The sequence below is a fragment of the Streptomyces sp. AC555_RSS877 genome, assembly GCF_019049245.1.
Taxonomy (GTDB): Bacteria; Actinomycetota; Actinomycetes; order Streptomycetales; family Streptomycetaceae; genus Streptomyces.
In genome coordinates, this window is sequence record NZ_JAGMUK010000005.1 from 1 (window position 1) to 13,439 (window position 13,439).

General features: G+C 72.6%; 14 protein-coding genes. 5 read left to right on the plus strand and 9 right to left on the minus strand.

The features are described 5' to 3' along the window. Window positions 1-265: 265 nt before the first annotated feature. The 5 genes from KUM49_RS02900 to KUM49_RS02920 form a co-directional block, all read right to left on the minus strand. On the minus strand, window positions 266-1,438 hold the full coding sequence (locus KUM49_RS02900) for a hypothetical protein (RefSeq protein WP_254400658.1): 1,173 nt from the start codon (window positions 1,436-1,438) through the stop codon (window positions 266-268). Then, complete coding sequence (locus tag KUM49_RS02905; protein WP_217235060.1) at window positions 1,438-2,100, minus strand: RNA polymerase sigma factor; 663 nt, start codon at window positions 2,098-2,100, stop codon at window positions 1,438-1,440. Before KUM49_RS02905 ends, KUM49_RS02900 begins: the two co-directional genes overlap by 1 nt. Before the next feature lie 383 nt (window positions 2,101-2,483). Continuing rightward, window positions 2,484-3,308 (minus strand): hypothetical protein, encoded by an 825-nt coding sequence (locus KUM49_RS02910; RefSeq protein ID WP_217235061.1) that lies wholly within the window; start codon window positions 3,306-3,308, stop codon window positions 2,484-2,486. After that, window positions 3,305-3,934: an RNA polymerase sigma factor gene (locus tag KUM49_RS02915; protein WP_217235062.1), complete on the minus strand. Its 630-nt coding sequence runs from the start codon at window positions 3,932-3,934 to the stop codon at window positions 3,305-3,307. The genes KUM49_RS02910 and KUM49_RS02915 overlap by 4 nt, the downstream gene beginning before the upstream one ends. Window positions 3,935-4,094: 160 nt before the next feature. After that, on the minus strand, window positions 4,095-4,538 hold the full coding sequence (locus KUM49_RS02920; protein ID WP_308406532.1) for a hypothetical protein: 444 nt from the start codon (window positions 4,536-4,538) through the stop codon (window positions 4,095-4,097). A gap of 202 nt (window positions 4,539-4,740) precedes the next feature. Here KUM49_RS02920 and KUM49_RS02925 point away from each other — a divergent pair, with 202 nt between their 5' ends. Continuing rightward, window positions 4,741-7,404, plus strand: a complete 2,664-nt coding sequence (locus KUM49_RS02925; RefSeq protein WP_254400659.1) for an N-acetylmuramoyl-L-alanine amidase — start codon at window positions 4,741-4,743, stop codon at window positions 7,402-7,404. A 157-nt stretch (window positions 7,405-7,561) separates the two neighbouring features. Here KUM49_RS02925 and KUM49_RS02930 read toward each other — a convergent pair whose 3' ends face one another. Further along, the gene (locus KUM49_RS02930) at window positions 7,562-7,963 is read right to left on the minus strand and encodes a hypothetical protein (RefSeq protein WP_217235063.1); all 402 of its coding nucleotides are present in this window, start codon (window positions 7,961-7,963) and stop codon (window positions 7,562-7,564) included. Between the two features lie 174 nt (window positions 7,964-8,137). Between KUM49_RS02930 and KUM49_RS02935 the strand changes: the two genes are divergently transcribed. After that, the gene (locus tag KUM49_RS02935; RefSeq protein WP_217235064.1) at window positions 8,138-8,632 is read left to right on the plus strand and encodes a DUF1877 family protein; all 495 of its coding nucleotides are present in this window, start codon (window positions 8,138-8,140) and stop codon (window positions 8,630-8,632) included. A gap of 38 nt (window positions 8,633-8,670) precedes the next feature. On the opposite strand, the gene KUM49_RS02940 is transcribed toward KUM49_RS02935, so the two are convergent. The 3 genes from KUM49_RS02940 to KUM49_RS02950 all read right to left on the minus strand — a co-directional run bounded on the left by KUM49_RS02940 (window position 8,671) and on the right by KUM49_RS02950 (window position 11,572). After that, window positions 8,671-9,279: a hypothetical protein gene (locus KUM49_RS02940; RefSeq protein ID WP_217235065.1), complete on the minus strand. Its 609-nt coding sequence runs from the start codon at window positions 9,277-9,279 to the stop codon at window positions 8,671-8,673. Window positions 9,280-9,354: 75 nt separating this feature from the next. Continuing rightward, on the minus strand, window positions 9,355-9,870 hold the full coding sequence (locus KUM49_RS02945; RefSeq protein WP_217235066.1) for a hypothetical protein: 516 nt from the start codon (window positions 9,868-9,870) through the stop codon (window positions 9,355-9,357). Between the two features lie 106 nt (window positions 9,871-9,976). Beyond that, entirely contained in the window at window positions 9,977-11,572 is a 1,596-nt protein-coding gene (locus KUM49_RS02950; RefSeq protein WP_217235226.1) for a glycoside hydrolase family 20 protein, read from the minus strand. A gap of 224 nt (window positions 11,573-11,796) precedes the next feature. Here KUM49_RS02950 and KUM49_RS02955 point away from each other — a divergent pair, with 224 nt between their 5' ends. From KUM49_RS02955 to KUM49_RS02965, 3 genes are all read left to right on the plus strand, one after another. Next, window positions 11,797-12,375, plus strand: a complete 579-nt coding sequence (locus KUM49_RS02955) for a 2-oxo-4-hydroxy-4-carboxy-5-ureidoimidazoline decarboxylase (protein WP_217235067.1) — start codon at window positions 11,797-11,799, stop codon at window positions 12,373-12,375. Between the two features lie 191 nt (window positions 12,376-12,566). After that, on the plus strand, window positions 12,567-12,947 hold the full coding sequence (gene sdhC / locus KUM49_RS02960; protein WP_217235068.1) for a succinate dehydrogenase, cytochrome b556 subunit: 381 nt from the start codon (window positions 12,567-12,569) through the stop codon (window positions 12,945-12,947). 5 nt (window positions 12,948-12,952) lie between these two features. Then, window positions 12,953-13,435, plus strand: coding sequence for a succinate dehydrogenase hydrophobic membrane anchor subunit (locus tag KUM49_RS02965; protein ID WP_217235069.1), 483 nt, complete (start codon window positions 12,953-12,955; stop codon window positions 13,433-13,435). The last annotated feature ends 4 nt before the right edge of the window (window positions 13,436-13,439 follow it).

Sequence of the window (13,439 nt, forward strand, 5' to 3'; positions counted from 1 at the left end):
GAGAGAGAGACGTGCGGGGCGCGGGCGGGACCGGGGGAACGTGTCCCGCCCGCGCCAAGGTGCACGAGCCGTGAGTACGGGGGGAACCCCGGCTCTGTGCTACGGCCGATGACCAGTCGGCACACTCATTACTGCGCTACGGCGGCCGAAAACGTCACACCCACCGCGGACGAATTTCGACGGAGTCCGCGCGGTCGGCGAAACCGCAGGTCAGCAGGGCCCGCAGGCAGGGCCCGGTCGGTTCGTCCCGGTCGGTTCGTCCCGGTCAGAGCGCGGTGTACGTCGGGCTCGGGCCGGGCGGGGGCCCGTACGAGGCCGTCGCCCGCTGCGCTGCGAGGGGCGCGGGGGACGCGGATGCCGACGGCGTGCCGAAGCCGCCGTTCGCGTCGTGGTGGTTGCCGCCGGAGGCGTCGCCGGAACCGTCCCGGCTGCCGGTGTCGCCCTCGCCCTTGCCGCCCCGGTCGTCCCTGACTTCGTTGTCTTCCTGGCCGTTCCCGCCGTTCTCGCCGTGCTGGTCGCCCGTGGCGCCCTTGCCGCCGTTGCCGGCGTCCTCGTCGGAGGTGCCGGCGGTCAGCACGCCCTTGCAGTACTTCCACACCCGCGCGGAGCCGCCGGCCGCGCCCTCCAGGGTGCGCCTGCGGTCGGCGCTGAGCTCCTTGCCGTCGCGCACGGCACGGCACGCCGAGGCGGCCCCGCTCCACGAGTCGCCGGAGCCGTCCTTCCGGCCGTCGGCGCCGGTTCCGTCGTCCGGCGTGGCCGAGCCGCCGCGCGCGGTGTCGCGCGGGGAGCCCTGCCCGGTGTCGCCGGTGGCGCCGTCCGGGGTGGGCTCGCTCCCGCGCGCGTTCGGCGAGGGCGTCGGCCTCGGGTGGTCCGGTGTCACCGCGGCCGAGACGGAGGCGGCGGGTTCCGGTTCCGACTCGCCGAACGGCAGCGTTCCGGTTCCGGCCGCGACGGCGACCCCGCCGACCATGCCGACGGCCAGCGCGGCGGCCAGCCCGAAGCGCACCGGGCGGGCTCGGCGGCGGGGCGGCGCGTCCGGTCCCGGCCCGCCGATGCGGACGAGCCCGGCGTCGGGGCCACGGCCGCGGGAGCGCCGGCCCCGTGAGGCCCGCCCCTCGGCCCCGCCCGTGGCCGTTTCACCGGCCCGCTCACCGACCCGGTCGTCCACGCGGTCCAAGCGCGCCTCCCGGAAAGCCGCCAACGCGGCGGCCTCACCAGGGAGTTCGGTATCGGCAGGCGAGTCCACACTGAGCGCGCCGAGGGTCTTGGCGAGCCGTTCAGCCTGGTCGCGGTCGGTCACGTCGACGGTGTCGAGGGACTCGCCGCGCAACAGACGCTCCGCCGTTTCGTGGTCCAGCCACCGGTCTGGGGTCCGGGCCTCGGCGGAGCCGCTGGAGGAATCCGCGTCCTCCGGGAAGACACAGCGCTCGTCGGCCATCACATGTCCTTCTGCGTCCGCGTACGCGTATCCGTCACACTCGCGGACGTCACCGCGCGTCCGCGCGGTTCTCGCTGGGGCGGCAGGGCGTCGAGCGCGCCCGAGGATTCCGGATCGCCGTCGAGGAGTTCGGCGAGCCGTTTCAGACCGCGGTGCGCGGCCGTCCGTACGGCTCCCGGCCGCTTGCCGAGCGTCTCGGCGGCGGTCTTGGCGTCCAGGCCCACGACCACCCGCAGGACGACCGCCTCGGCCTGGTCCTGCGGGAGCCGGGCGATGAGGGAGAGGGTGCTGTCGGTGGCCAGGGCCTCCATGGCCTCGCCCGCGGTGTCGGATTCGGCGGGCCTGCCGGTCAGCTCGGTCTCGTCGCCGCCGACGGCGGGGCGGCGGCCTCGCATGCGGATGTGGTCCAGTGCGCGGTTTCTCGCTATCCGGGCGGCCCAGCCGCGGAACCGGTCCGCGTCGCCGCTGAACCGCTCCAGGTCACGGGCTATCTGCAGCCACGCCTCGGACGCCACGTCCTCGGCGTCGGGATCGCCGACGAGCGTCCGCACGTACCCGAGCAGGCGCGGGTGCACCGTGCGGTACACAGTCCGGAACGCGGTCTCGTTCCCGTCCTGTGCGGCAAGCACGGCGGCCGTCAGCTCCGCGTCGTCCCCCAGCACAGTGTTCCTCAGTCGATGGTCGCGGCTTCGAACCGCCGATGGTTGCGATGATCATGCAACTCCGCGCCCGGCGCGAAAGGCACGTTACGACCTGAAACCGCTGCTCGTCCATGTCCGTACAGAATGCAACCACCCTGCGATGCCGTGAGGGACCCGGCGGGGTGTGACAGAAAACGCACTACCGGCGCTGTAGGAAATACGGGCCGCCGCGCGGCCCGTGCCGCGCGACGGCCGGGGCCTCTCCTGTGGGGGGTGGCGGCCCCGGCCGTTGCCGCGGCGGCCAGGCCTGTCCGGCGGATCATGCCGCAGACGCGGGGCCTGGCACGCCGATCTGCGTCGATGAGGCGCCGCGGATGTCCCGCGACCTGATCCGCCGGACAGGCCTAGTTCTTCTTCCCCTGGGCCTCGTCGGCCTTTTCCTGACCTCTGCCGGGATCTTCGCCCGGCCTGCCGCGCTCGTCGGGTTTCGCGGTCCTGCTCGGCCCGACCGTCTTGCCCGGCTTGCTCTCGTCCTTCGCCCGCGCCAGCTGCTCGGCGCAGTAGGCACGCACGTTCGCCTCCCCGCCCGCGGCCGCGACCAGCCGCTGCCAGGCCGTCGAGTCGAGCGCCGCGCGGCCCGCGACGCGCTCGTACGCACGGCAGTGGGCCTCGGTGTCCTCGGCGGTGTCCGGGCGGTCCGTGGGCCCGGAACCCGGTGCGGCGGACGGACCGCCCGGCCGGGCCCCGGTGCTCGCGGAGGCGGGGGCACGACCGCGGTCGTCATCGGAGCCGCCCGAGGAGGAGCCGGCCGTGCCGATCGCGGCGACCGCGACACCGCCCAGCGCGAGGCTGGCGAGGAACACGGACAGCGTGGTCCTCAGCGAACGCGCCGCACTCCGCTGCTCCCGGGGCCGCCAGTCGTCCCGGCGCCGGGTGCGCGCCCGGTGCACACCCGCGTCCCGGGCCGCCCGGAAGGCGAGCACGGCCCGCTGCTCGGCGTCGGCGTCGACCGCCCCCGCGCGCATGGCGGCGGCGAGCAGGGTCTCCAGCGCGGCGGTGTCGGCCGTGGGGCCGTCCGGAACCCGATCGCCAGGGCGTACGCGTCGGCGGTCGGGGACCCCGCTGCCGTTCTGCCGCTCACCCATACCGTTTCCGTTCCCGTCCGGTCCGCCCGGACCGTCCCACCGGTTCGGGCCGTCCGGCGCCTTGTCGTCACCGTCGCCCCTCATGTCGACTCCCCCAGCGTCCGGGGCCCGTCATCCGTCACACCTTCGCCCGCGCTCTCGCCGCCCAGCCGGCGGGCCAGCCGCTTCAGCCCCCGGTAGGCGGCGGTGCGCACCGCGCCCGGGCGCTTGCCGAGGACGCGGGCGGCCGCGGGGCCGTCGAGGCCGACGACGACCCGCAGCAGTACGGCCTCGGCCTGGTCGCGCGGCAGCCCTCGGACCAGTTCCAGGGCGTACTCCGTGGAGATGGACTCCAGCGCCTGGTCGTGGGTGCTGTGCGGACCGGGCAGATCCAGTACGTCCTGTTCCAGAGCCGACGACCGGGGCCGTACCTTCTGGCGGCGCAGATGGTCCAGCGCCCGGTGCCGGGCGATGGTCGCGCTCCAGCCGCGGAACCCGGCCCCGTCGCCCTTGAACCGGCCGAGGTCCCGGGAGATCTCCAGCCAGGCGTCGGACGCCACGTCCTCGGCGTCGTCGCCGACGAGACCGCGCACATACCCGAGCAGGCCGGGCTGCACCAGCCGGTAGGCGACCGCGAAGGCGGCCTCGTCACCCTGCTGGGCTCGCGCGACGGCCGCGCCCAGTTCCCCGTCGTACGACTGCACCCGGCGGGGTTCCCCTCCTTGGCCCAAGAACCGTCCTCGTCCGTACCCGGTCGGCGGCGGATCCGTATGGAGCCGATCCGGCCGCCCTTGCACTTGCCCCCCACGGTGATCAGCGCCGGGCCTCACCGAAGTGTCACAGCCGCCCCCGCGCCCCACGGCCCTCAGCGGCCCCGGTGGTGCGGGCATCTCACGCCACGACCCGCCGTGGCCGGCCGTGCAGCGTGAGGTAGAAGGTCCGCAGCGACTCCTCGGGACCGCCGGTGTCGAAACGGTTGTGGACCTTGCCGAGCGGGTTCCAGACCCGCCCGTCCGGCATGCGTACGCCGACCGGCTGGGCGAAGTACCCGCGCTGGTCGGCGTCCAGGTCCACCCACACCGCCCCCGCGCGACGCACCAGCACCTCACCGACGTACGCCCCGAGCCCGAGCAGCGTCCCGCGCGCCCGCTCCCGGTCGGCGCCGCCCTTGCGCAGCCCGTCGATCAGGAAGTCGACGACGCGCAGGCTGGCCACGGAGTAGTCCAGCGGCAGCCGGTTGCGTGCGGTGACGCGGGCGACGAAGGCCGTCGCGCACGGCCGCATCTCCCGCGCGCACGGCCCAGGTTCGTCCGTCTTGTCCGTTCTCTTGTCCATGTCGGCCCCCTTCGGTCGGTTTCGGGAGCTCCCGCCTCCGGCCACTCCCCCCGATTGACCCAGCGGATATCGCCTCACAAACATCACAGACCACTTCCGTCTCGCCTGTTCGGTGACGTCAGGCGGGATCTGTGCGCTGAGTGAGTGCGACCTGTGTGACAGGTGCCTTTTTCGTGTCCATTTTTGTGTAGGGGTGGGGTAGTTGAGTCCTCGCAAGACCCATGCGTACAGACCGCTGAGTCTTCGCCGAAGAGCCTGGCTGACGGTCGGAGCCGTCCTGCTGAGCGGTGCGGGCGTCGTCACGTACGCGATGGCCGACCAGCCCGCGCGGTCCGACGCCAAGGGCCAGGGCCGTGCACCGGCCGTCCACACCCTGAAGCTCAGGAACGAGGGCGGGGGCCGCAAGGGCCTGGCCAAGCGGGGGACGGAACGGTTCAGCGCGGTCCTGGTGACCTGGGACGACCCTGACGCCGGCGCCAAGGGCACGCCCGAGGTGCGCACCCGGGACCTGACCACCGGCACGTGGTCCGGCTGGCAGAAGCTGACGGTCGAGCCGAGCCAGGCGGACGGCGCGGAGGGCGAGCGGGTGGCCCTGCGCGGCGGCACGGAATCGATGTGGACCGGTGACGCCGACGGCATCGAGGTGCGCGTCGTGAACGCGGACGGCACGGAGGCGGGCGGGCAGCCGGCCGGCATGGACGTCAGACTGCTGGATCCGGGGACCGATCCGAAGCAGACCGCGGGCTCCGAACTGGAGCCGGCCGCTTTCGCGGCGGAGACCACGACACCGACGCCGACACTGACGGATTCACCTACGGCTACGGCGACCGTTACGCCCACCGACTCCGCGTCCCCGGCGGCCTCGGCGTCGACCCCGACTTCGGCCTCCCCGTCGGTGACGGCCTCCCCGACCCCCACCTCCACCGTCCCGGCCCCCCGCCCCTCGACCGTCGTCAAGCCGCCGGTCATCACCCAGGCCCAGTGGGGCGCCTCGACGGACTACGACGGCACGCCGGGCTACGGCACCGAGATCAAGGCCGCCGTCATCCACCACACCGGCGTGGACAGCGACAACACCCTGTCCTGCGCCGAGTCCGCCGCCCGGCTGCGGTCCATCCAGCAGGACCACTTCGCCCGCGGCTACTTCGACATCGGCTACAACTTCGTCGTCGACAGGTGCGGTCAGATCTTCGAGGGCCGCAGCGGCGGCATGGACCTGCCGGTGATCGGCGCGCACGACGCCGGCTTCAACACCAACACGCTCGGCATCTCCTACATCGGCAACTTCGAGTCGGCGAAGCCGAGCAAGGCCGCCCTCGACGCGATCGCCCGGGTCGTGGCCTGGAAGTTCGGGATGTACGGCATCGACCCGACCGGCAAGGTGACACTGACCTCCGGCGCGGAACAGGGCTACAGCGGCAACAGGATCCCGCTGGGCGGGCAGGTCACGCTGCCGCGCGTCTTCGGCCACCGGGACACCAACGCCACGGCCTGCCCGGGCGCCAACCTCTACCCGAAGCTCTCCCTGATCGCCGCGCTCGCGAAGACGCCGGGCGTCTCGCACGCCCTGGCCACCTCCGACGTCAACCGGGACGGCGTCACCGACCTGGCCGCGGGTGTCCCGAAGGCGAACGCGGTGAAGGTGATCCCCGGCGGCGTCGACGGGCCGGTCCCCGCCGCGAGGATCACGCTCACCCAGAACAGCCCCGGTGTCCCCGGCGCCACCGAGACGGGTGACGCCTTCGGCACCTCCACCGCCTGGGGCGACGTCAACGGTGACGGCTACGCCGACCTCGCCGTCGGCTCCCCCGGCGAGGACGACACCCTCGGCACCGACCGCGGCCAGGTCGCCGTCATGTACGGCCCGGCCCTCGACACCGGCTTCTCGTACAGCACCTCGGGGATCACGGCGGCCGGCGCCCGACTCGGCTCCACGGTCACCGTCGGCGACTTCAACGCCGACGGCAGGGCCGACGTCTTCGCGGCCGGCACCGGCAAGGGCGGCAACTGGAACGTCCGGCTGGGCAGCGGCAAGTACCAGTACGGCGCGCTCACCTCCGCCACCGGCTCGGTCGCCTACCTGGACGCCGCCACCGGCGACTTCAACCGGGACGGCTACGCGGACGTCGCCCTCAACTACCGCGACACCGGCGGCATCGGCCGCGTGGTCCGCTTCGCGGGCTCGGCGACCGGCCTGACCAAGGCCGGGGTGATCTCCGTCAAGGGCGGCCGCTCCATCGCCGCGGGAGACGTCAACGGCAACGGCTACGACGACATCGTCATCGGCCAGCCGGTCGCCTCCGAGTCGGGCGGCATCTCGGGCGGCCAGATCACGATGGTGCCGGGCACGTCGACGGGCTTCACGACGACCGGGATGACGACGGTCCACCAGGACACGACGGGCGTCCCCGGCGGCAACGAATCCGGCGACGCCTTCGGCACCTCGGTCTCGGTCGGCGACCACAACGCCGACGGTTACGCGGACGCCCTCGCCGGCGCCCCCGGCGAGGACCTCACCCGTGACGGCGTCAACCGCGCCGACGCGGGCAACGCGATCCTCGTCGAGGGCAGCGCCTCCGGCCTCACCGGCTCCGGCTCGACCGGCGTCTCCCAGGACACGTCCGTCGTCCCGGGCGCCACGGAGACCGGCGACCGCCTCGGCTCGTCCGTGACCCTCGCGGACCTGTCCGGCCACGGCCGCGCGGACCTGACGTTCGGCGCCGACGGCGAGGACGGCACCGACGGCATCCTCCTGTACCTGCCGAGCAACAGCACGGGCCTCGGCTACGCCGACTCCGTCATCTGCAGCAAGACCACGCTGGGCACCCCGACGGACGGACGGCTGGGGCAGACGCTGACGCCGTAGGCGCGCTGCGGATCCGTCCCCGGCAGCACTGACGGACCAACGCCGCATCAACGAGGTCCGCCGGGCACCGCATGCGGTGCCCGGCGGACCCGGAGGACTACTTCGGGGTCCCGCGGCGCCTCAGCCGCCGAGCCCCTTCGCCTCGGGGGAGTTCGCGCTACTGCTCCTGCCGGGAATCGGCCGTCGTCGCGTCCCGGCACAGCAGCCGCAGCGACCCGTCCCCCGCGAAACACCGCCGGGCCTCGTCCATCGGGTCCCACAGCCGGCCGTCGGGGGTACGGATCCAGTGGTCGCCGCCCGACGCCCACCACTCGGCGCCGGTCTGCCGGGCGATCACCTCACCGGCGTACGCCCCGAGCCCGCGCAGCACCGCGTCCACGGCGGCGTACGGCGCCCCGTCCCGTCGTATCTCGTCGATCATCCGGTCGACGCTCCACAGACTCTGCGCCGAGTAGTCGAGCCGCAGTCGCGCCCCCTCCCGCAGGGTCGCCACCACGTCCGCCGCCCACCGCACGGGCTTCGCCGCGGCCGAAGGCCTGGTCTCCTGATGCGTCGTCACAGTCGTCACACCCGGGAAAGCGTGTCCGGGCGGCGTTTCGTCACCCGGATCCGGGACGTTTCCGCAACCGGTGCAGGACCGCCCCACCGCCACCTCACACGGTCACAGGACTCCCCCAGGAACGAGGTTTGCGCGGGTGTGACACTGCACCGCTTCCGTGCGCTCCTCTCTGTGATGAGCCTGTACTTCCATCTCCGCGCGGTGCCGCCTTCGGCCCTGCGCAACAGCGCGACCTGGCTGCGACGGCTGTTCGAGGACGACTGGGACACCGTGCGGGAACGGATCGGCCGGTGCCGTGAGGAGGTGCTCGACAAGGGGTACCTCGGTCACGAACTCCTCTACGCCGGTGCTCCCCCGCACCACGCCGAGGACGGCCCGCGGACCCACGTCGTCCTCGGCGGCGGCCCGGTGTCCGCCACCGCACCGGACGATCCGCCTTTCCTGGTGCTGACGGCCGCCCAGACCGCCAAGGTCGCCGACTACCTCACGTCGGCCGACTTCGAGGCGCTGTGGCGGGACGCCCGCGAGGAACTGCTGCCGAGGTACGGCGGTTCGGGCGCGGAACCGGGGGCGCGCGGCATGTTCGAGTCCACGCACCGCGACCTGACCGCGTTCTACGCGCAGACGGCCCTGTACGGGGACGCGGTGGTGAAGTGGCTGGTGCGGTGAGCGGCGACGCTCAGCCCGCCTGAACGGTCGAGCGGTCCTCAGGCCCGCCGCCGGGACCGCCTCGCCACCACCGCGCGCAGCACACGGCGCCCCTCCGTGGACACCTCCAGCGCCCTGCGTACGCCTCCCGCGCCGTGCTCGGCGAGCAGTTCCAGGACGATGATCTGGCGGCGCAGTTCGGCGGCGACGAGGGGGGACATGCCCTCCGTACGGCCCTCGCGGCGGGCGTCGACCGAGGATGCCGGGCCGGCCAGGGGGTCGAGGAGGCGGTGGATCTGCAGGGAGGCGACGGAGCAGGCGTCGGCCCACACCCGCACCTCGGCGGCGGACCGCTCGGCCGGTGCGGCGGCGAGCATCCGTCTGGCCAGCAGCGTGGCCTCGTCGCCCGGGGACCCGGCGGAACCGCCGGGGTCGGCAGGACCGGCGACGGCAGGATCGTCGGGACCGCCGTCGCCGAGCTTGCCGCGCACCTCTGCGATGCGGGCGGCCCAGTCGTCGACGTCACCGCCGTCCGCGAGGCCGGCCCACAGCGGTCGCAGCACCTCGTCGTCACCGCCCAGCAGGGGAAGACACCGATCCAAACAAGCCAACCCGCTGGCGGCCAGTCCGCGCTCGTCGGCCTGAGCGATCAGTTCCACCAGGCTCATTCCACGCTCCCTCGCCAGGCGTCCTCCCTTACGGAGCCCGCACTTCCCCTTACTGCGCGCGACGACCCGGGAGTGTCACAGGGGCACCACACCGAGCCGGTCGAGCAGCCGGAAGAACAGGTTTTCGGCCAACACGTCCGCTTCGGGGTCGGGGTCCGCGGTCAGCACGTCGATCACCGGCTCGGCGGCGATCTCGTGCCCCGCCTCCGCCGCCCACGCGACGGCCCGCTCGGCGGCGTCCCCGGGCTCCAGGAAGTAGTCCTCCAGGGTCAGTCCCTCCCGGTCGGCCCCGAGATACGTGGTCATCGCCTCCCGGGCCAGACACGTCGTCCACGCCCCGCTCTCCGGCCCCGCCGCCTCCACGACCACGGTCGCGCTGTCCATGACGTACCCGAAGAGCGCGGGCGCGCCCGTCTCCACGGCGAGGCCGTTCATGCTCCCGACGTCACCGTCGCCGCTCGCGTACTCCCACACCTGCCACCCACCCGGTGCCGACGCCCGCTGCGACATGCCCTTGACGTCGGCCAGCGCCTCCAGCTCCGCGAGCGGCCGCTGTCCGCGGCCGACGACGAAGTACCCCCAGTAACCCATTTCCGGTTCCCCCCGGCTGCTCTCCTACGGCTCCGCCCGAATACACCACATTCGTACGGTCGTTCGCAGCCGGTCGGCACAATCCGCCCCGGGTCGGGGGCCGGACTCAGCCCAGCCGGTCGGCGAGCCCCTTGAACTGCGACCACGACAGCTCCGGCTTCCCCGGGTCCCACAGCTTCTGGACCGTCGCCCTGAGCGGCATCCGGATCCCGGCCGCGACCTGCGCCTCGGTCTGTGAGTTCGCCAGGTCGCACCAGACCGCGAAGGACCCGCCGAGGATCTGGGCGTCGTACTTCGCGGGCACCGGCTGGGTGCCGCGCACGACAAGCGGCGTCCACTGCTCGTAGATGCGCTGCCCGGTCGGGTAGACGAAGGTCAGCGGCTGCCCGAGGACGTAGTAAAGGAACTCGTCGTTGTAGTTGATGATCTTGCGGCCCTCGCGCAGATACGCGATCGGCAGCCGCGCCCCGATCTCCTTGCCCGTCCAGTAGGCGACCTGGATGTCCTTGTCGGCCTGGACGGTCGTACCGGCGAAGAAGCCGTCGTTCCAGGCGCGGGGGACCTTGTCGTGGGCGCGGACCGTGTCGGCGCGGTCGTTGAGCCAGCCGGTGGTGAGGTCCTCGACGGTCGCGCCGGAGCCGTAGGCCTCCCGGGCGGCGGTGGCCAGCTGCGGGTAGGACGCCTCCGGGTCGGACACCACCAGCGCCTGGTACTCGTCACCGCCGAGGTGCCACTGGCCGCCCGGGAAGAGGCCGGCGTACTCGTTCAGCAGGTCGTCGACGATCTCGGCGGCGTCCGGATCGGAGATGTCGACCGCCCCGCGCGTCGCCACGCCCCGCACGTTGCGCAGCTGCAGGTCCGGGTGCGCGGCGATCACGGCGCCCAGATGCCCCGGCGAGTCGATCTCGGGCACCACGGTGATGTGCCGAGCGGCCGCGAGGTCGACGATCCGCTTCACCTGCGCCTTGGTCAGGTGCTCCTCGGACACGACCTCCGGGTGGGAGTCGGACTCGATCCGGAACCCCTGGTCGTCGGAGAAGTGCAGTCCCAGCTGGTTGAACTTCAGGTCGCCGAGCTCCCGGACCCGGTCCTCGATCCAGTCGGCCGTGAAGTGCTTGCGCGCGATGTCCAGCATGAACCCGCGCACCGGCTTGGCCGGCTCGTCCCGCACGACGCCCTCCGGCGCCGTACCGCCGGCGTGGACCTCCTGCTTGAGCGTGCGCGTGCCGTAGAAGACCCCGGCGTCCGCGGACCCGCTGATGGTCACCCGCCCACCGCGCACGGTCATGGCGTACGACTCCGGATCCGCGCCTTCGTCGTCGTTGAGCGCCAGCCGTACGTCCCCGGCGCGCACGTCGTCCTTCTCGCCCGCGTACGTCAGCCCCAGCTCACCGGCGAGCAGCCGCCCCTCGTCGGCCAGGTCACCGTCGCTGACCACGACGCGCTCGCCCTTGACCGGCTTCCAGCCGGGACCGCGGGCGGGGGTGTGGGTGCGGACGGCGGGGATGGTCCGGGGCGCCTGCGACAGCGGGTAGGAGCGGGTCGGCGTCGGACTGGGGGTCTGCGCCTCGCCCGCGGAAGCGCCCTGGGACGGCTGCCCCTGCGCGGCCCCCGCGGGTTCGCTGCCGTCGCCGCCGGCGGCAAGCAGTCCGAGGCTCACCCCGGCCGCGACCGTCACGACCACCACCGCGACGATCAGCACCCACGTCTGCTTCAGCGCGCCCTTCGCCGCTGTCCGGCGCCTGTGCTGACTTCGCCTGTGCTGACTCACACCCACCACGCTAGGCCCTGTGAGAACAGGGGCGCGTCACGAGAGGTTCCTAAACTCTCCCGTTCGGATGAAATTCGGGCATCCGTCGGACACGTGTTGTCCGCTCTCGATAGCCTGGCGCCACATCTCTCACCTCACCTTCTGCCGAAACCCACGTGACGCCCACACATCTTCCTGGCCGAGTGGCCATACCCTCGCTGCCCGAGCAGGCCCGGGACACGCCCGGCTCGCCTGCCCCGCTGGAGCACTTCAACACCGCTCCCGCCGACGAGATCCGGTCCACCCTCCTCGCCTGCCTCCGCAGCCTCCGCTGGGCCACCCGTGTCGTCACCCACCGGCCCTACCCGAACCTGGAGTCCCTCCTCGCCGCGTCGGACGAGGCGGCGTACGACCTGACCCCCGGGGACCTGGCGGAGGCACTGTCGGGCGAGACACTGCCGGTGCTGCCGGAGGACGCGTACGGGGCCGCGCACATGGCACTCGGCGCGGCGCACGCGGCGTACGAGGCCCGGTTCGGACATCAGTTCGCCATCTGCCTGGACGGTCTGCCCCCCGAGGAGGCCTCCGACCACGTACTGGCGGGCATCCGGTCACGATTGACAAACGATCCGGAGGAAGAGCGGGGAGTGGCAGCGGAAGAGCTACGACGCCTCGCGAGGGGGCGCCTGGCGAGGCTCCTCAGGGGCGCGGAGAACCGCGCGACCAGCCGCAACGCACCCGCACACGGCACATAACAGGACACCTCACCCCAGAACCCGCCGCCTGTCACCCATACGCGTGCCACTTTGATCACACCGGCAGGCCCCGGCTCAGCGCAGCGGCAGCACATCGCTACGATGCTGGGGGCCGGTGGACCGTACCCGGCCGGGCCCGTCCGACACAGAAGCCGGCGCGGCCCCAATCCCCGCTTTCGGAGGGCTCTTCCGTGCCGGCTGGAACGCTGTACCGCGGCCGGGAAGGTATGTGGTCATGGGTGGCTCACCGAGTCACCGGCGTCCTCATCTTCTTCTTCCTGTTCGTTCACGTGCTGGACACCGCGCTCGTGCGTGTCTCCCCCGAGGACTACGACAAGGTCGTAGCCACCTACAAGACGCCGGTCGTGGCGCTGCTGGAGTACGGCCTCGTCGCCGCCATCCTCTTCCACGCGCTCAACGGCCTGCGCGTCATCGCCGTCGACTTCTGGTCGAAGGGCCCGCGCTACCAGAAGCAGATGCTCTGGAGTGTCGTGGGCCTGTGGCTGGTGCTGATGATCGGGGCGATCTACCCCGTCCTCGGCCACGCCTACCGCGAACTGTTCGGGAGCTGACGCGCATGTCCACCACCGAGAAGACCGCGTCCGGTATCGGCCCCGTCGAGGGCGAGTCCCTCTACAGCGTCGACAACCCGGCCCCCCTCATCGAGGCCCCGCGCCAGCGCACCAGGAAGACCCCGAAGACCACGCGGGGCAACTTCGAGATGGTCGCGTGGCTGTTCATGCGCCTGTCGGGCATCGTCCTGGTCGTCCTGGTCATCGGCCACCTGCTGATCCAGCTGGTGCTCGACGGCGGCGTCTCCAAGATCGGCTTCGCCTTCGTGGCGGGTCGCTGGGCGTCCCCGTTCTGGCAGGTCTGGGACCTGCTGATGCTGTGGCTCGCGATGCTGCACGGCGCCAACGGTCTGCGCACGGTCATCAACGACTACGCGGAGCGCGCGGGCACCCGCCTGTGGCTGAAGGGCCTGCTCTACACCGCCACGGTGTTCACCATCCTGCTGGGCACGCTGGTGATCTTCACCTTCGACCCGAACATCCGCTAGGCAC